This window comes from Alteromonas sp. AO-Serp, assembly GCF_017849675.1.
GTDB lineage: Bacteria > Pseudomonadota > Gammaproteobacteria > Enterobacterales > Alteromonadaceae > Alteromonas > Alteromonas macleodii.
The window spans coordinates 1-19,444 of record NZ_JAFLMX010000105.1 but is presented as its reverse complement, the minus strand read 5'-3'; the positions used below and the strand labels follow the sequence as shown (position 1 = coordinate 19,444).

15 protein-coding genes and 1 pseudogene are annotated in these 19,444 nt (G+C 43.8%); all 16 read left to right on the top strand.

Annotation, left to right across the window (positions count from 1 at the left end):
* Positions 1-1,129: pseudogene (locus QVA83_RS08195) on the top strand (serine/threonine protein kinase); the annotation flags it as partial.
* Complete coding sequence (gene tesB / locus QVA83_RS08190) at positions 1,122-1,982, top strand: acyl-CoA thioesterase II (RefSeq protein WP_014949536.1); 861 nt, start codon at positions 1,122-1,124, stop codon at positions 1,980-1,982. The pseudogene QVA83_RS08195 and the gene tesB, both read left to right, overlap by 8 nt.
* A 10-nt stretch (positions 1,983-1,992) precedes the next feature.
* Positions 1,993-2,517: a gamma carbonic anhydrase family protein gene (locus QVA83_RS08185; protein ID WP_069944356.1), complete on the top strand. Its 525-nt coding sequence runs from the start codon at positions 1,993-1,995 to the stop codon at positions 2,515-2,517.
* Between the two features lie 519 nt (positions 2,518-3,036).
* Positions 3,037-4,158 (top strand): pyridoxal-phosphate-dependent aminotransferase family protein, encoded by a 1,122-nt coding sequence (locus QVA83_RS08180; protein ID WP_239247201.1) that lies wholly within the window; start codon positions 3,037-3,039, stop codon positions 4,156-4,158.
* Between the two features lie 391 nt (positions 4,159-4,549).
* Positions 4,550-5,281, top strand: a complete 732-nt coding sequence (locus QVA83_RS08175; RefSeq protein ID WP_069944358.1) for an SIMPL domain-containing protein — start codon at positions 4,550-4,552, stop codon at positions 5,279-5,281.
* Positions 5,282-5,293: 12 nt separating this feature from the next.
* Entirely contained in the window at positions 5,294-5,749 is a 456-nt protein-coding gene (gene msrC / locus QVA83_RS08170) for a free L-methionine (R)-S-oxide reductase MsrC (RefSeq protein WP_014949540.1), read from the top strand.
* Between the two features lie 2 nt (positions 5,750-5,751).
* Positions 5,752-6,042, top strand: coding sequence for a hypothetical protein (locus tag QVA83_RS08165; protein ID WP_014949541.1), 291 nt, complete (start codon positions 5,752-5,754; stop codon positions 6,040-6,042).
* A gap of 16 nt (positions 6,043-6,058) precedes the next feature.
* Complete coding sequence (proQ, locus tag QVA83_RS08160) at positions 6,059-6,727, top strand: RNA chaperone ProQ (protein ID WP_014949542.1); 669 nt, start codon at positions 6,059-6,061, stop codon at positions 6,725-6,727.
* Between the two features lie 3 nt (positions 6,728-6,730).
* Positions 6,731-8,773, top strand: coding sequence for a carboxy terminal-processing peptidase (prc, locus tag QVA83_RS08155; RefSeq protein WP_014949543.1), 2,043 nt, complete (start codon positions 6,731-6,733; stop codon positions 8,771-8,773).
* 82 nt (positions 8,774-8,855) lie between these two features.
* Positions 8,856-10,190 (top strand): sodium-dependent transporter, encoded by a 1,335-nt coding sequence (locus QVA83_RS08150; RefSeq protein WP_014949544.1) that lies wholly within the window; start codon positions 8,856-8,858, stop codon positions 10,188-10,190.
* Between the two features lie 72 nt (positions 10,191-10,262).
* Positions 10,263-11,738: a Na+/H+ antiporter NhaC gene (nhaC, locus tag QVA83_RS08145; RefSeq protein WP_014979337.1), complete on the top strand. Its 1,476-nt coding sequence runs from the start codon at positions 10,263-10,265 to the stop codon at positions 11,736-11,738.
* 47 nt (positions 11,739-11,785) lie between these two features.
* Positions 11,786-14,395 carry an aminopeptidase N gene (gene pepN / locus QVA83_RS08140; RefSeq protein ID WP_278343571.1) on the top strand — a complete coding sequence of 870 codons (2,610 nt, stop codon included), beginning with the start codon at positions 11,786-11,788 and terminating at the stop codon, positions 14,393-14,395.
* Positions 14,382-14,624: a DUF2835 family protein gene (locus QVA83_RS08135; RefSeq protein WP_014949547.1), complete on the top strand. Its 243-nt coding sequence runs from the start codon at positions 14,382-14,384 to the stop codon at positions 14,622-14,624. The genes pepN and QVA83_RS08135 overlap by 14 nt, the downstream gene beginning before the upstream one ends.
* A gap of 333 nt (positions 14,625-14,957) precedes the next feature.
* Positions 14,958-17,018: a DUF1302 domain-containing protein gene (locus QVA83_RS08130; protein ID WP_014949548.1), complete on the top strand. Its 2,061-nt coding sequence runs from the start codon at positions 14,958-14,960 to the stop codon at positions 17,016-17,018.
* An 11-nt stretch (positions 17,019-17,029) separates the two neighbouring features.
* Positions 17,030-18,397 (top strand): DUF1329 domain-containing protein, encoded by a 1,368-nt coding sequence (locus QVA83_RS08125; RefSeq protein WP_014949549.1) that lies wholly within the window; start codon positions 17,030-17,032, stop codon positions 18,395-18,397.
* Between the two features lie 79 nt (positions 18,398-18,476).
* Positions 18,477-19,444, top strand: a 968-nt coding sequence (locus QVA83_RS08120) for a WD40/YVTN/BNR-like repeat-containing protein (protein WP_287498337.1), incomplete at its 3' end; no start/stop codon positions are given.

The window sequence follows — 19,444 nt, the reverse complement described above, 5'->3', positions numbered from 1 at the left end:
GGCCAGTACATTATATGCATTGGCATCAGGGCAGTCGTGTCGTTACGGAAGTAAGGTTATTACACCTTCATCCCTTGGCCTTCCCAAAATGCTTGCTAATATCCTTGAGCACATGCTCAGTGAAGATCCTACAAAGAGAAGACAAGGCGGAGATTACCTGTTTAATCATCTCCACGTTTTGAAGAATATGGTTTTCACTCAAGACAAGCCAACGCAATATACACCGTTAATCCCTACATGGCTGGCCCACACTCAGAACCGTGCTGATATTGAAACCGTTGTTTACAGCTCTCGAAAATCTTACCTACGCCAACAAGCAAGACTGTCTGACACGTTAGATGAAAAAGACGTAGAGGAACTTCGTTATATAGACGATGCGCAATTTGACCGCTACTACAAAAACTATTTACAGGGCATGGGGGATACCGAAAAAGCATTTGTTTCAGCAATAAGCAGATTAGGCCGTTACCCTGTAGTTGGCGGTATGGCTGTGCGCTGGGAGCCAGAAGGTATATATGTCGATTCAAGCTTGAACTTATATGATGAATCAATGAAAGCAGCGTTTGATTTAGCAGTGAATAATGTCATTAATTTAGCAAGGGCTATTCACAAACCCGCTGTGTTCAAATGTTGTATGTTCAACGCCAAAAACACACTGCACATTGAACGCGAAAGTGAAGATGAAGACTTTAAACCAGCAGGCGGTATGTTTATTCCCTACGAGCTATCACGGGTTTCTGCACAAAAGGATGAAAGCCGGACTCACTCATATTTCGAAGATGGCGATGATCCGGACGAACTATTAAAGCTGCCTCAGGAGATTATCGATACCATCGTTCAACTTAATACAATACATCACACTGGTTGTATTATATTTGAAGCATTACCGCGGCATTTGAAAATTCACAACTATTACACGTTGCTTGATCACAGCCAAGAAGAGCGCTTCCACGCATTATTAGCGCAACTCGTTCAGCAAATTCCCAAAATAAAAGGGCTAGGCATTTCAGGGTTTATGAAGTTACCCTATAAAGATACGCGCTTTTTCGAGCATAAAGCAAAATTGCCTGAAAAGTACTACCCGCGAAACCCAAAAGCAGTAATTGAAGAGAAAGTACAACATGTCTGAGATTAAACTATCGTCACTTTTTGAACTCGAAACAGTGGAGGCTGGCATCTATCGAGGTCAAAGCTGGGATTTAGGCTTCCGCGCCTTGTTTGGTGGACAAGTTTTGGGGCAAGCGTTAGCAGCTGCATACGAAACAGTGGAGGCTGGTAGAGTCGCACACTCATTCCACACTTATTTTTTACTACCAGGCGATGCTAAAAAGCCTGTAGTTTACGATGTTGAAGTAGTGCGAGACGGCAGAAGTTTCTCTGCTCGACGGGTTAAAGCCATTCAGGATGGTAGAAATATTTTCTACATGACAGCGTCTTTTCAGGTTCCTCAAGATGGCATGGAGCATCAAAACCCAACAATGCCAGATGTGCCTGCGCCGGAAGATGTGCAGTCTGACATTGAATTCTATGAAGCTAACTTCAATAAAATTGCACGGCCTATGCAAGAAGCGTTGAGCTATCATAAACCTGTAGATATCCGCACGGTAGATGCAGCTAACTCTTACCAGTCAGCGAAACGCGAACCGACGCGTTATATTTGGTTAAAAGCAAGAGACACAATGAATGCATCATTGACTGTTCATCAAGCTGCGCTTGCTTACGCATCAGATTATCATTTTCTCAGTACGTCGCTTCAACCACACGGTGTTGCGGTAACCGATAAATCACTTCGAATCGCAACGATAGACCATGCTATGTGGTTCCACCGCCCAATCAATATGAACGAATGGTTATTGTATGCAATGGAGAGTCCCTTTAGCGGAGGCTCTAGAGGTTTGGTACGCGGACAAATATTTAACCAAAATGGTGAACTTGTTGCGTCAACCATGCAAGAAGGATTAATGAGAAAAGTAGACGAATAGGGAGAGGGTAATGCGCTACAAATTAGGTTCTACATCACCGCTGGTTGATGAAAGTACGTTTATAGCGCCAGGCGCACATGTTATTGGTAATGTTGAACTCAAAGTGGGTTCAAGCGTTTGGTTCAATGCGGTTATACGCGGCGATATGGACAAGATAACCGTTGGTGAAAATACGAATATCCAAGATGGCAGCGTATTACACACCGATGCAGGTATTCCTTTAGTGCTAGGTGAAGGGGTAACAGTAGGACATAAAGTCATGCTTCACGGCTGCGAGATTGGTGACTATTCCTTGATAGGAATTAACGCCGTCGCATTAAACGGTGCAAAAATTGGAAAGTACTGCATCATTGGCGCTAACGCTTTGATAACGGAAAACATGGAAATTCCAGATTACAGTTTAGTAGTTGGAGCGCCTGGTAAAGTCATTAGAACATTTGATGAGAAGATCGAACCCAAACTAAAAGCGTCCGCTGAACATTACGTAGATAACGCCAAAACATATAAGTCATCATTACAGCCAATTGATAGCTGAAATTTAAGACTAGGCTGTTCGCGATATTTTGAATCCCAATAAAAAATGCCCAGAACAAACGTTCCGGGCCTAGGGGAATGGCTCATTGCTGAGCCGTGCGCTAACTTTTACACAGGAGAGTTTAAATAAAATCTTTTAAACGGACAATGAGTATAGAATACATTTGTTTAAATTATAAACAATTTTTGTGTGAATTTTATCTTACACTCTCAACGTCAGTTAAATTGTAGAACTTATACGTTAGTAATCAATGGACTAAAAACTGGTCGGATGTGATGCTTTTTGAGAAAAAGATGTACAGTTTATATCCACATGTTGCACACATTTTATCCACGTGATGAAGCGTTGTTAATATATACCCTTTTTAAATATATAGACTTACTTTCATTCATGTAAGTTATGTTGAAAACAGACGGTTGTACCATGCCATTATCCTTGTAGTATGACGTCAACGTTCATGCTAAATATGCGTGATACTGACTCTAAAAACAGGCTCTTACATTAATACGAGGATGGATTATGCAATCATTTTCTACTTTTATTCCCCCTGAACGGACTTTGATGGGTCCAGGACCATCCGATGTTAACCCCAGAATTTTAAACGCCATGGCGAGACCCACCCTGGGCCATCTCGATCCATTATTCATTGAGTTAATGGACCAAACCAAGCAGCTTTTACAGTATGCGTTTAAAACTGAGAATGCACTTACTATGCCTATTTCTGCTCCGGGCTCAGCAGGAATGGAGGCATGTTTTGTTAATCTTGTAGAACCAGGCGATAAGGTACTCGTGTGTATTAACGGCGTATTTGGCAATCGAATGGTCGAAAACGTAGAGCGTTGTGGTGGTGAGGCTATTACCGTCAACAATACATGGGGCGAGCAAACTGACCTTAATGTGGTAGAAGACACCCTTAAAGCCAATCCGGATATTAAGATCCTTGCCTTTGTTCACGCCGAAACATCTACGGGCGTACGCAATGAAGCCAAAGCGCTTTGTGAGCTGGCTAAAAAGTATGATTGTCTTAGCATTGTTGATGCAGTTACCTCTCTTGGAGGTATCGAGTTAGATGTTGACGGTTGGAGCATTGACGCTATTTATTCAGGTTCGCAGAAGTGTTTGAGTTGCGTGCCGGGTATCTCTCCTGTTTCATTTAGTGAAAGAGCAGTTAACGTTATTCAAAACCGAAAAACGAAAGTGCAAAGCTGGTTTCTAGACATGAACTTGATTGTTGGTTATTGGGGGCAGGGCGCCAAGCGTGCCTACCACCATACCGCACCTGTCAACAGTATGTACGCTATGTACGAAGCACTTCTGATTTTAAAAGAAGAAGGCTTAGAAAATGCGTGGCAGCGTCATGCATTGGGTCATGAAAAACTTGCGCAGGGTTTAAGTGAACTTGGGTTAGAGCTAACGGTAGACAGTGCTTATCGTTTGCCTCAATTAAATGTAGTTAAAATTCCAGACGGCGTAGACGATGCTGCCGTTCGCAAGCAATTGCTTGAAGATTTTAATTTAGAAATCGGCGCCGGTTTAGGCGATCATGCCGGTAAAGTATGGCGAATTGGTCTTATGGGATACGCATGTAAACCCCGTAATATCGATCACTGCCTTGCTGCGTTGCGCACTGTGCTTAAGTAAAACGCCTAGCGCCTTTTAATCTTTTCGGTCAACACGTTCAGCGAGATGCTTAGCTGAACGGTTGGCTTTTAGCCGTTTAGCATATAAAACCCATTTAACATAGCGCTTTGATATCAGTCCGCATAGATCATTACCCACTCAGTGAGATTTAAAATCTTCGTAATCACGTCGTGTTACCGCAGGTATAGTGGCACTACATCAAGTTGACTGGTATTACTTATCCATTTTTGGGTCTTGCCTCATAAAAAGCGCATCTCGGCGAAGTTATATCTCTTCTCGTCTTAGTTCAGTGCTAAGATTTCGTTTATTGCGTATATTCATAAACTATTCAGTTTTAAACATTTATCCTTTAGGTAACGTAATTAAAAGGCACCATAAAAAAGGAATCTCTATGAAAATGATCACGCGTACTAATACTTATTCGACAGCTAAAAGTGTAGTTAAAAAAGCATTGTTAGCATCATCATTTATTGCCTTATCTGCACCAATGGTTTTTGCACAGGCCGCACAAGAAGCGGTTATAAATGTGCAAGGCGTAGGAGCGGTAGAAGTGACACCAAACGCTTATTCAGTCACACTCGTTGTTGAAGAAGAAGGTAATACGGTAGGTAAACTGAACACTCAGCTTGATTCGGACCTCCGCTCTATTGTTAAGTTCTTGCTTAATCAAGGTATAGATGAAAAGCACATTCAGAGTATGCAAGTACGCTTACAACCTCGCTATATCAATACGCCTCAAGGCCGTCAGCAAGAAGGTTTCACGTTGTCACGAGATATCACCGTCACATCTACTGACCTTGAAACTTATGACAAAGTATTAGATGGCGTGCTTAAACGAGGTGTTGATCGCATACAACAATTCAACTTTATTTCAGTTGGTGAAGGCGATGCCTATCAAAAAGCACTTATCTCTGCGGTAAAAGACGCAAAGCAACGTGCACAGTTATTAGCAAAAGAATTAGAGATTGAAGTAGGTGAAGTTGTTGCAATCTCAGAATCTGGTGGCAATATGCCGATTCCAGTAATGCGTGCAGAAGCTTTTGCCAAAGACATGTCTATGTCTTTACCTGGCCAAGAGCGCATAGAAGCGCGTGTTAATGTGTCTTTTAACATTGTTCAATAGCAGGAAATTCGTTTGAAAGAACAACAGTACGGTCAGTTAATAAACCAAGCAAAGAGCTTGGTTTCTGGCGAGCACGATCTTATCGCTAACATGGCAAATATAAGTGCGCTGCTTTTCAATAGCCTCGAAGAGGTGAATTGGGCAGGTTTTTACCTTTATAAAGAAGAGCAGTTGGTACTCGGTCCATTCCAGGGGCAACCAGCATGTATTCGCATTCCACTTGGAAAAGGCGTTTGCGGAACGAGTGCAAGTACCAGAACTGTTCAGCGTATAGCAGACGTTCATCAGTTCGAAGGACACATTGCCTGCGATGCTGCGTCAAACTCTGAGATTGTTGTTCCACTAGTGCTAAACGATGTGCTGGTTGGCGTACTTGATATCGACAGCCCTGTTTTTGAACGCTTTACCGAAGAAGACGAAAAAGGGCTCGTTGAAATTGCTCAAATTCTTATGGATTCGCAGAAATAATTATGAAATCCAGTGTTGATATTCACGTTGTTTTATCCACGTATGAGGACATGGAAGACTTTCATGATGACCCAGATGAGGCATCTGAACGTTTAAATTTCATCTTACATGCGGTGTACGACAATGCAGAAGAAGATATTGAAACACAGCGTTTAGAGCAAATTTTGCACTACGCATGGGAATCTTGGCAACAAGATAAGCATTTATTAGAAATAGATGACGACGAATTGCTTGATTGGGTTGACCACACGCTGGCAACTTGGGATGATGCAAGTAACGATGAAATCTCCTGAATAATTTAGAAAGTTAATGGAATCACCAGAGAAGTTTACCAACAGTAAGGAAGTGATAGCTTTCCTTGCAGAGACCTTTCCGAAATGTTTTAGCATTGAAGGCGAGGCCCGCCCACTTAAGATCGGTATTTTTCAAGATCTTGCCACACGTTTAGAAGAAGAGGAACGCGTTAGCAAAACCTTACTTCGTTCTACACTACGACATTACACCAACAGCTGGCGCTATCTTCATAGCATCAAAGAAGGTGCAAACCGTGTAGATTTAGACGGCGTTGAAGGCGATGCAATTGAAAAAGAACACGCTGATCATGCGCAGCAGCAGTTAGAAGAAAGCAAAGCAAAAGCAGCTGAAAAGCGCAAAGCTAAGCTAGCTCAGCAGCCTAAGCGAAAAGATAAACGTCAATTTAATCGTCCAAAAGGTGAAAAATCTGCAAATTCGGACCATGCTGATACTAAGCGCGGAACTAAACCGAAAAATAACAGACCAAACAATACACCACCTGCGAAATTGACAGATAGCGATTTACAGCAAGGTACGCAAGTTACCGTTAAATTAGGTAAAGCACCTATGCCTGCAGTAATTACCGAAGTAGCTAAAGATGGCATTCACGTTCAATTAGACTCAGGCATGGTAGTTAAAGTAAACGCAGACGCTTTACGTTTGGCACGCTCCAAGAGGTCGTAAAATATGAGAGACATCCTTCGAATTTCCATCGCCAGTGCTTTTCTTACCGTTGGGGTAGGAGCAGGCGCAGTTACGTCAACACCAGAGGTAGACGAGCTTCCCATTTTACAACAGGAATCTCAACACAGTGTTGCAGCTAAGCGAGTAAGCGCACTCTTTACCAGGGCGCACTACAAGGAAATTTCGTTGGATGATGCACTCTCAGCTAGAGTTTACCAGCGCTTCATCGATTCATTAGATCACAATAAACAAGTGTTATTGCTGTCTGATGTTGTGGGTTTTGAGAAATACCGCACATTGTTTGATGATGCGCTGAGTAAAGGCAACCTCTCTGTTGCCTATGATATGTATAACGTAAGCGCAAAACGACGCATTGAGCGTTATGAATTTGCACTTGCACTGTTAGAGAAAGGCCCGTTCGACTTTGAAAAAGAAGGCGATAAGTTCTTTTACGACAGAGAAGATGCTGAATGGCCAGCCAATAAAGCTGAGCTGGATGAAATTTGGCGTCAACGCGTTAAATACGACGCGTTAAATCTAATACTTGCAGACAAAACGTGGGAAGAGGCGAAAGAGCTTCTTACCAAACGCTATACACGAGCGATTAAGCGCACTAAGCAAGCAAAGAGCGAAGACGTTTTTCAAACTGCAATGAATGCATTCGCACGTACAATTGAAGCTCACACCAGTTACTTATCTCCGCGTAACGCTGAACGTTTTCAAATGGACATGAACTTGTCGTTCGAAGGTATTGGTGCAGTATTGCAAAGCGAAGATGATTACACGGTAATCAAAAGCGTTGTACCTGGCGGTCCTGCAGACGAGTCTGGCGCAATAAAACCAGAAGATAAAATTGTTGGCGTAGCACAAGACGACGAAGAGTTTGTTGATGTGATTGGTTGGCGATTGGACGAAGTGGTTGAGTTAATTAAAGGCCCGAAAGGAAGTACTGTTCGTCTACAGGTTGAAAAAGGAGCCACGGACGCGAAAACCACGTCGGTCGTTAGCCTTACTCGCGATAAAATTAAGTTAGAAGATCGCGCAGCCAAATCGGAAGTATATGTGCCAGAGACAGGTCCTCACGCGGGTGAACCTCTAGGTGTAATCACCATTCCAAGTTTTTACAACAACCTTAGTATGGATGTTGCTAAAGAAATAGAAAGCTTGAAAGCGCAAAACGTTAAAGGCGTTATCGTAGACTTGCGCGGTAATGGCGGTGGTTCTCTAACCGAAGCAACGTTACTCACTGGCCTATTTATCGAAAAAGGCCCGGTGGTTCAAATTCGATACGGTCAAAGCAAAGTTAGCGTTAACCGTGATACAGATGGCGAAGTGGCTTACGATGGCCCGTTAACCGTATTAGTTGACAGATATAGCGCATCTGCTTCAGAGATTTTTGCGGCAGCGATGCAAGACTACAACCGTGCTCTCATCGTAGGTGAACAAACCTTCGGGAAAGGGACAGTGCAGCAGCATCGCGGTTTAGGTAAAATTTATGACCTTTACGACAACCCATTAGGTAGTGTTCAGTTTACTATCGCCAAGTTCTATCGCATTGACGGCGGCAGCACACAGCATAAAGGCGTTATTCCTGATATTCTTTATCCATCGGCAGTTGAACCAGCTGAATGGGGAGAAAGCCAAGCGGAAAATGCGTTGCCATGGGACAGTATCAATCGCGCTAACTATACGACGTTTGCAGACGGTACTGCTGCGCTTGATGTTTTAACAGCGAAGCACAACAAACGTATTTTACAAGATCCTGAGTTTTCTTATATCCAAGACGACATAAAGGAATATAAGGAAAATAAAGACAAGAACTTCATCTCATTAGTTAAATCTGTACGTGAAGGCGAGAAGAAAGAGGCGGAAGAGAAGTCGCTTGCTCGTGCTAACGAACGTTTACAGCGATTGGGAATGGAAACTGTCACAACATTGGACGACCTACCTGAAGATATGGAAGAATTAGATCCATTCTTGGACGAGGCAGCCAATATTACTTTCGATATGATCGAAACAGGCCGTTACGCTATCACAAGAAATTAAGTGATTAGAAAAAAGGGCTGGTCTAGGGCCAGCCCTTTTTTTGTGTCTATAAATTATTAAAACAATAATAAAGGGAAATAACATGGCTATCAGAGGTGAATTTTCCTCTCGAATAGGGTTCGTGCTAGCAGCGGCAGGCTCGGCAGTAGGACTAGGTAATATTTGGGGCTTTCCTACAAAGGTAGCAAGTAACGGCGGCGCAGCATTTGTTCTCGTATACTTACTGCTGGCTTTTGTACTCGCTTATCCCGTACTTATGGCAGAACTTATAATCGGTCGTAGTTCACGTTCGAATATGGTTGACGCTTTAGGTAAAATATCAGGCAATTTCGTCGGAAGGCTAACGGGCATTTGGGGCTGTGTTACCGTGTCACTTATCCTTGCATTCTACGCTATTGTAGGCGGATGGATGCTGGTTTATTTCGCCGATGCAGCCGTTAGCATGGTGGGATTTACGAGTGCTAGCGACTGGCTACTCACTTCATCAGTTACGCGTAACATTATTTTCTGCTTCTTATTCATGGGCTTAACTGCATTTATCGTTGTCGGTGGTGTAAAGTCAGGCATTGAGAAGTGGTCGGTGCGTTTGATGCCTACATTGGTTATTCTCATTCTTGCACTGATTGTTTATGTGAGCCTACAGCCTGGTGCCGTAGAAGGTTGGTCAGCATATTTAGTACCTGACTTCTCTCGCGTTCTAGACCCAGACTTATTAATTAACGCCATGGGACAAGCCTTTTTCTCAATGTCTTTAGGTGTGGGTACCATGCTGGTTTATGGTTCATACTTAAGTAAAAATGAAAATCTACCAAGCATTGGTGCGTCGGTAGCGCTTGTCGATATCGGTGTTGCGGTTATTGCGGGTATGCTTATTATCCCGGCCATGTACGTTGCATTAAACAACGGCGTTGAAATCTTCACACCTGAAGGCGCGTTAATCCAAGGTGATACGCTGATTTTCAAAGTACTACCAGCACTGTTTGATACCATTGGTAGCGTAGGTCTTTTCGTTGCTTTTACCTTTTTCGCGCTAATGGCGATTGCTGCCGTCACGTCTTCAATTTCAATGTTGGAAGTTCCCGTTGCGTTTATGGTAGAAAGTAAAGGTCTTCAACGTAAAAAGGCCGTGTTATTAATGGCATCGGTCATCTTTGTATTAAGCTGCATCATCATCTTAAATTTTGAAACCTTGTTCGGCTTTGTTATCGCATTAACTACCGAGTATAGCCAACCGTTACTAGGACTCGCCTTGTGTATTTTCGCAGGTTGGGTGTGGCGCAGAGATGCAATACTCGATGAACTTAAACAAGGTGATCAGTTTGCTGAACACAGCATTTTCTGGAAGATTTGGCCTTGGTACGTTCGCTTTGTGTGTCCCGTTATCATTGCGCTTATGTTCTACCGCTCAGTCTTCTAAAGCATTCTGGTAAAAAGCGGACAGCACGCTTAACGCGTTACAAATACAATAATAAGGTTTTAAAAAACGACAATGACGAATAAAGAAATAAAAACGCCGTCACTTCTCGATGCAATGCTTCCTATTCTTGCGTTAGTCATAATGATGGGAAGCGCAGTTTATTTGTTTGCCGATAACTCTTCTTACGGTCCAAACCAAATTGCACTTCTTTTAGCGATGGGCTTAGCTGCTATCATTGGAATGAAAAATGGCTACAGCTGGAAAACTATCGAAAAGGGCATTGTAGACGGTATCTCAATGTCTTTAGGTGCCTGCTTGATTCTGTTAGCGGTAGGTTCTCTTATTGGCACATGGATGCTAGCTGGAACCGTGCCTACGCTTATCTATTTCGGTTTAGAGTTGCTTAACCCCTCGTTTTTCTATGCTGCCGCTTGTCTGATTTGTGCGGTTGTTGCAATGAGTATAGGTAGTTCTTGGACTACCGCGGCGACTGTGGGTGTTGCGCTAATGGGGGTTTCTGCAGGTATGGAAATGTCGGCAGCCATAACAGCCGGCGCAGTAGTTTCAGGTGCATACTTTGGCGATAAAATTTCGCCCTTATCTGAAACAACAAACTTAGCGCCTGCCGTTGCGGGCACGGATTTATTTGAGCACATTCGTTACATGCTTTGGACGACGATTCCGAGCTTTGTTATTGCGCTTATTCTATTTACGGTACTAGGCTTTAGTGAAGTGGGTGAAGCCAAAGCAGAACGCATTGAGCAGATGCAACTTTTGTTAAATGAGTCCTTTGACTTAGGTTGGCATTTGTTAATCCCCCTTGTCGTTTTGCTCACCTTAGCGATTAAAAAGATGCCTGCGTTTCCAGCTGTTTTTATCGGCGCTTTGTTAGGTGGCGTTTGGGCAGTTGTATTCCAGTGGGATGTGGTTACTTCTATGGCAAGTGGTGACGACTCGGTGAATGTAGGTGCGTTGAAGGTAGTTTGGACTGCGCTTTTCGATGGCGTGAGCTTCTCAACACCTGACGAGAACTTAAATAGCTTGCTTTCTCGTGGTGGCATGTCTTCTATGTTAAATACCATTTGGTTGATCATCTGTGCAATGTCGTTTGGTGCCGTATTAGAGCGTGTTGGCCTATTAAAGCGTGCAGTTTCTGCCATATTAATTGGTGCAAAATCCGCAGGGGATATGGTGAGCCGAACCATTCTTACTTGTTTTGGTACCAACCTGGTTACTGCGGATCAGTATATTTCAATCGTGATGCCAGGCCGTATGTACAAAGAAGAATTCAAAAAGCGTGGTTTAGATCAATTGAATCTTTCTCGAAGCCTTGAAGACGGCGGCACACTTACGTCTCCACTTATTCCTTGGAACACCTGTGGTGCTTACATGCACAGTGTTTTATTAGTCAATCCATTTGATTACGTATTCTATGCATTCTTCAACGTAATCAACCCGATCCTTGCTGTTATTTATGCGTATTTAGGTATTAAGATTTTACGTATTACGCCACCGCATGTTGAAGTAAACAGCAAAGATACGGTTTAACACAGAGTTCCAATTAAACCCACGTAGGCTTTCTTCCTGGAGGATCTATGTCAGTTCAAGCTAAACGCCGGGCGGATTACCAGCCGCCCGCTTTTTCAATAGCGACAGTTGACCTACATATAACGCTACACCCAACGCAAACCAAAGTTATCAGCACGTTGTCCGTCACTCGTAATGGCGCGCACGATAGTCCTTTAGTACTTGATGGCGATAATTTATCGCTAGATTCTATTTCTATTAACGGTACGCATCTATCTGATAATGAATACACAGTAACAGATAGCGCTTTAAGCGTAGTTACTGAACTTGATGAGTTCGTCATAGAAATTACCAATACCATTGCCCCTGAGCACAACAAAGCGCTGGAAGGCTTGTATTTATCAGGTGGTGCCTATTGTACGCAGTGTGAAGCGGAAGGGTTTCGTCGCATTACGTACTTCATGGACCGCCCGGATGTTTTGTCGGTCTACACAGTGACGGTAGTTGCCGACAAATCAGTACCGATGCTTTTGGCCAATGGCAACCCAGTGGACAAGGGCGAAGTTGACGAAAATGCGCATTTTGTTAAATGGCACGATCCACATCCAAAACCTTGCTACCTTTTTGCTCTAGTTGCCGGTGACTTCGATTTACTTACCGATAGCTACACCACCACTAGCGGTAAAGAGGTTGCGCTAGAGCTTTATGTTGATAAAGGCAAAAAATCTCAAGGTATTTTCGCATTAGAATCTCTCAAACGGGCGATGAAGTGGGACGAAGATGTGTTCGGGTTAGAGTACGACTTAGATATCTACATGATTGTTGCCGTCGATTTCTTCAATATGGGAGCGATGGAAAACAAGGGCTTAAATGTATTTAACAGTAAGTTTGTATTAGCCGATCAAAAAAGTGCCACCGACGATGACTTTTTCAATGTTGAGTCGGTTATCGCGCATGAGTACTTCCACAACTGGACCGGCAACCGTGTTACTTGTCGCGATTGGTTCCAGCTAAGCCTTAAAGAGGGGCTTACTGTATTTAGAGACCAACAGTTCAGCGCTGATATGACTTCGGCGTTAAGTAATCGTATAAAGCACGTTCGTGTTATGCGAGAACACCAGTTTGCAGAAGATGCGAGTGCAATGAGTCATCCAATTCGTCCAGAAGAAGTCATTGAAATGAACAACTTCTACACGGTGACGGTTTATGACAAAGGCGCTGAAGTTATTCGCATGTTCCACACATTATTGGGGCCTGACGGCTTCAGACGTGGTATGGACGAGTACTTTAGAAGACACGACGGTCAGGCTGTCACCTGTGATGACTTCATTTCAGCAATGCAGACTGCTACTGATTTAGATTTAACCCAGTTTACCCGCTGGTATAGTCAATCTGGTACGCCAGTGATTTCTGTCGCACACAGCACTGAGGTCGATGATGATGGCATTGTTAAGCATAGCTTTACATTGTCACAGCACACACCTGCAACCTCCGATCAGAAAGAAAAGCTTCCTCTATATATTCCTGTAAATATCGAGATTATTGATGATGAGGGGAAAAGCTATACAGACAACGAGTCGTTAATTCAAAACGGCATGGTCATTTTAAAAGATGATTCTATGCGTTTTACTGTAGAAGCCAAAACTACTAATTTAACACCTGTAGTATTGGGTAACTTCTCAGCGCCAGCGAAAGTAGAAAACCCATTGGGGACAGAGTCTTTACTTACTATATTTAAGCATGCGAAAGATCCATTTAATCGTTGGGATGCAATGCAAACGTTGTATGACCGCTGTGTGAAGCAATTAGAGGAATCGCCGGGGTCTGGTATCAGCAATGAAATCTGGAACGGTATCAAGCAAGCGATTGCCCAAGAGCAGAACAACCTTGAATTGCTGAGTGAATGTTTAGTCATACCTTCGTTTGAGACACTGTGCCAAAGCCGAAGTAATATAAACGTTTCCGCACTTTCGAAAGCGAGAAAAGCGTTCTGCGACCAGTTTGCTCGCGCACTCGAAAAAGAGCTAAAACAAGTCTTCGAAAATATTGAGAAAAGCGCGTATTGCTACACGCAAGAAGCGGTGAATCAACGTCGCTGCAAAAATGTCGTGCTTGCACACTTAGCGCGGTTACCCCAACACGAGCATATTGTGATTTCTCAGTTTGAAACCGCTGATAATATGACAGATACGCTAGGCGCGTTGAGAAGCGCACAACACTGTAGTTCCACCACTTTCGACAGTTTGATGGCTCAGTTTGAGGAATCGTGGAATCATGACCCGCTTGTTTTAGACAAATGGTTCGCACTCCACGCTACACAAAATCGAGACGATATCTTTGCGACTATCACAATGTTATGTGAGCACCCTCAGTTCGCAATGAGTAACCCGAACCGCGTTCGTTCTGTTATTGGTAGCTTCGCTTTCTATAACAGCGAAAGGTTTCATGCACTCGATGGCAGTGGATATAAATTTGTAACCGACTACTTACTTAAGCTCGATGCGGTCAACCCACAGGTTGCCGCCCGTATTGTAACGCCACTGACGCAATGGCAGGGCTTTGCAAGCGAGCATCAGGTTCATATGAAGCAACAGCTTGGCCGTTTGCTTAATCACAAAGGTTTAAGTAAAGATTTGTTTGAAAAAGTAAGTAAAAGCCTTGCTTATGACAAGCATTAGCCAAACTGACTCGGTTTTTTACTTTTCAATAAATGCACCTTACAAGCAATGTGAGGTGCTTTATATTCCATCTATGCCAGATGTGGTCATGGTCAGTGAATCAGGCCTAAGTGTCCAAGTACCGACTAACCGGCTCAGGCAATTTGTTACGTCTGATGGTATTAAAGGTCGTTTTAGGATGATTATTGATGCCAACAAAAAAATAAAATCCTTTGAAAGGCTCGCATAGAGCCTTTTTTGTACGCGACGAATTACTCTCTTGTATACGAGCTTTCACCACTCCCATACGTAACACTTATGCGTTTTCTTTAGTCATTGAGCGTTCCAAAATACTTAACGCAACAGTTTCGCAATATTTTTGTACATTTTTCCTGCAAGTTTATAAATGCCTTTTATACTCACAATAAAGCAATAACTATTTGATACGACTAATGTTGTAAATTTTGTTAACTGGTAGGATTAGTTCTTGCGGTTATGGCAAAATGATGTAATGATTTTGTTAATCGTTATGGTTGGTCATGATGTCACGTATTAAGTCACATCGACTTGGGAGTATAAAAATATGAAAAACGGGCCTAGCGCTTTTAAGATATCACCGGTAGCAGCGGGAGTTCTCTCACTGCTAGGTGCTGCTGCAGTACCAGCACACGCTGCGAATTGGCAAGTGGGTGATGTAAGTATTTCTTTAGATTCAACATTTACATTAGCTACAAGTATTCGAACAGAGGCAAGAGATTACGACCTTATAGGTAACAGTAACCATCCTCAATTCGACTGGAGCGGTTATCACGCAGCTTTCAACCCTTTATACCCAAGTGGCGACGTGTGGGGTTTAGCAGATGGCGGTTATTCCACCAATGGTGACCTTGGTAACCTTGCACACGATCCAGGTGACGCGTTTGCAACGCAAATTTCAGGTACTCATGAATTAGATATCAATTTTGGCGACTATGGTTTCTTCGCCCGTGGTTTCTGGTTCTACGACTTTGAGCAAATGGACGGCGACCGTCCATACTCTAACCCAATAACGGGTAACCAATACGACTTGTGTCAAGACCCTGAAGCAGAAGACCTACTGTGTACCGATGTACGTCTTTACGACGCATTCTTCTATGGCGACTGGTGGATTGGCGACAAACCACTTACGCTTCGTGTAGGCCGTCAGGTGATCAGTTGGGGTGAAAGTACATTCATCCAGCACGGTATTAACACAACGAACCCTGTTGATGTAACACGAGCTCGTGCTCCAGGTGCAGAACTTAAAGAAGTATTCCTTCCAGTAGGGATGGTGTACGCGTCTTTAGGTTTGACTGACACAGTGAGTATTTCTGGTTATTACCAGTACGAATGGCAGCGCAGCTGGCTTCCAGTTTCTGGCAGCTACTTCGCGGGCAACGACTTTGCAGGTGAGGGCGGTCAACGCCAAAATATCCAGCTTGGTTTCAGCGGTAACCCAGACATCGACTTAGATCACCTTCTCACTGCGTTAAACGGATATGGCGATTTGCTTCGCTCTGGCGCTAATCCAGCTGACATTTCGCAAGCATACCTTGCTTATCCAACCAAAGTGGCTATCCGCGGTTTTTCTGACGAAGCGCACAATGACGCGGACGATCAGGGTCAATACGGTTTACGCTTGACGTGGTTTGCTGAGAATTTGAATGAAACAGAGTTTAGTTTCTATCACATCAATTACCACAGCCAACGCCCGCTTATCTCAGGTAAGACATCCGATTTTACTGCTGAAGGAATTGGCGCGGATCTCGCGTTCCTAGCGTCTAATACCGTTACTCGCGACAACATCACTGAACTGGGTGCATTTACACAGTCAGAGTTCTTCTACCCAGAAGATATCAAACTTTATGGTATGAGCTTTAACACTAACATCGGTACTACGGCTCTTGCGGGTGAATTTGCTTACCGTGTAGATGAGCCGCTTCAAATCGATGATGTTGAATTGCTTTACATGGGTATGCCAGAGCAGCTAGCGAATGCTGGGCTACGTCCAGATTTAGAAGGTATTTCACAGCTAAACAATATCGGAAGAGCAGTAGGCCCAGGCGAAACAGCGGAAGGTTATCTATTCTCTGATACATGGCAAATGCAGTTTACTGCCTCACACGTGTTTGGCCCTAAATTTGGCTCTGACAACTTCGTACTGTTAGGCGAAGTAGGTTATGTGAACGTTGTAGATATGCCAGATCCGAACGTAATTCGCTTAAATGCGCCTGGTACAGCACGTACGCCGTCACTAGAGCCTATCAATGGCAATAGTCGTGAAGGTTTACACCAAGCGCTATCAGACGGACCAGAGACTAACCCGTTTGCTACAGACGATGCGTGGGGTTACCGCTTACTTGCTGTCGCTGATTACAACGACGTCATGGCCGGAATTAACTTACGTGCTCGTGCAACATTCTCTCACGATGTAGAGGGTACAACACCAGACCCTCTATTCCTTTTCACAGAAGATGTTAAGTCTGCTGCAATTTCATTGACGTTCGACTACCTAAGCAAGTGGTCAGCAACAGCGTCGTACAGCGCTTTCTGGGGCGGTATTGGTACTACTAATGCGCTATCAGACAGAGACTTCGTTTCATTTAACATCAAATATGCAATCTAAGAGTGGTATTTATGATTAGAAAAGTAGGAATTATCGCTGCGGCTTTGTCACTTGCTCTGTCAGGTGCAAGCGCGATGGCAAAGGTGTCTGACGCAGATGCCAATAAACTAGGTAACGAATTGACGCCACTGGGCGCTATGAAAGCAGGTAATGCAGACGGCAGTATCCCAGCGTGGACTGGCGGTATAACTTCAGCACCAGCGGGCTACACAGTGGGTGATCACCATCCAGACCCGTACCCTGAAGATAAAGTGCTATTTGAAATCACGGCACAAAACTATAAAGAATATGCGGACTTTCTATCTGAAGGTCAGAAAAAGCTTTTCGAAGCTTACCCTGAAACCTTCCGTATGCCGGTTTACCCAACGCGTCGTTCTGCGTCTAATCCACAGGCTATCTACGACGCAACTAAGGTAAATGCAACTAGCGCGGAGCTACTAGACGGCGGTAACGGAATTAAAGGGGCTGTTCTCGGTATTCCGTTCCCAATTCCACAAAATGGTCTTGAAGCTATTTGGAACCATATACTTCGCTATCGCGGTGAAGCGGTTCAGCGTAATGGTGGTCAAGCTGCAGTAACAACTGGCGGTGATTACAACGTAATTGGTTTTGACGAGCAGTTATTAATTAAGTACGCAGAGGAAGGTGCTACACCAGAAAAGCTTACTGACGAAAACGTTCTTTTCATGTTTAAACAAAAAGTAACAAAGCCAGCTCGTTTGGCGGGTACAGCGCTGCTTGTACATGAAACAGTTGACCAAGTAAAAGAGCCGCGTAAAGCATGGACCTACAACACGGGTCAGCGCCGTGTACGTCTAGCACCAAACATTGCTTATGATACACCTGGAACTGCAGCTGATGGCCTTCGTACTACCGATGACTTTGATATGTTTAACGGCTCACCAAACCGTTACAACTGGAAGTTAGTGGGTAAGAAAGAAATGTTCGTTGCATACAACAACTATGCACTTCATTCAGATAATGCGAAGTACGATGACATCTTAAAGCCAAATCACGTTAATCCAGACCTAACACGTTGGGAAAAACACCGCGTTTGGGAAGTAGAAGCCACATTGAAAGACGGTTTCCGTCATATTTATCAAAAGCGTGTATTCTTCATTGATGAAGATAGCTGGCAAATTCAAGTTGCTGATATGTATGATAATCGTGGCGAACTTTATCGTGTTGGTGTAGCGTATGGTGTGAACTATTATGAAGTACCTACCCAGTGGTCTACGCTGGATGTGTACCATGACTTGAACTCTCGTCGTTACCTGGCCATTGGCCTCGATAACGAAGAAGAGATGTACGACTTCACCGTACGCCCACGAGATGTGGAATTCACACCTCAGGCGTTACGACGAGAAGGTATGCGCTAATCGCCTTAAACAACAAACGGTTGGCAATTGCCAGCCGTTTTTGTATGCAGACAATTATAAATAGGGGGAATGGTTAATTATGAAAAAAACCATTGCAGCGTGCATTGCCGCCACTTTCGCAGTTAATTACTCTACAACTGCAATCGCCGAAGAAGCATTCATGGCACCATTGGTTGAGCAATCGGTTCTTTTGGACATAGACGCTGATACATTTGTCGTTATTGTCGGTGAACGCGGTCACGTGTTAGTTTCAGAGGATGGTGAGGCATTTACTCAAAAAGCCGTACCAACACAATCAACGCTTACAGCGACAACTGTTGTAGGCGATAATATTTGGGCAGTGGGCCACGACGCTGTCATTCTTCATTCTTCAGATAAAGGCGAGACGTGGGAGATTCAAAATTTCCAACCCGAACTCCAGCGCCCATTTTTAGACGTATTATTCTTTGACGAAAAGCAAGGTATTGCTACAGGCGCTTACGGCTTGTTCTACCGCACATTAGACGGAGGCAAAACGTGGAATGCTGAGCGTCATGCCAGTTTACTTGACCCAATGGATCAAGAGTATCTAGAAGACATCCGCAAAGAAAACGAAGAATTCTATCAGCAAGAGCTTGAGTCTATTTTACCCCATTTAAATCGAGTTACCCTTGACGGTGATACGCTTTACCTGGCTGGTGAAGCTGGACTGCTAGCAAAAAGTAACAATATGGGCGAATCGTGGGAGCGATATTACGTCGACTATACTGGGTCTTTTTTCGATATTAAGCCGCTTGATGAAAATACCGTACTCGCCGTGGGCCTTCGCGGAAACATATTTGTAAACAGAAATGAAGGTGAGTGGGAGTATGTACAAACCTGTTCCACTAGCACACTTAATTCAATTCTAATTGGTTCTGAGTCTAAGGTTTATGCATTAGGCAACAACGGCATGATGGTTAGCGCACAGCGACCGCTTCCTACGAGTATGCGAGACCCTTACGCATCCGTTTCGGATTGCGAGGCAGACGAGGGCATTGTAGTTTCTCAAATTAAAGACAAAGCCGC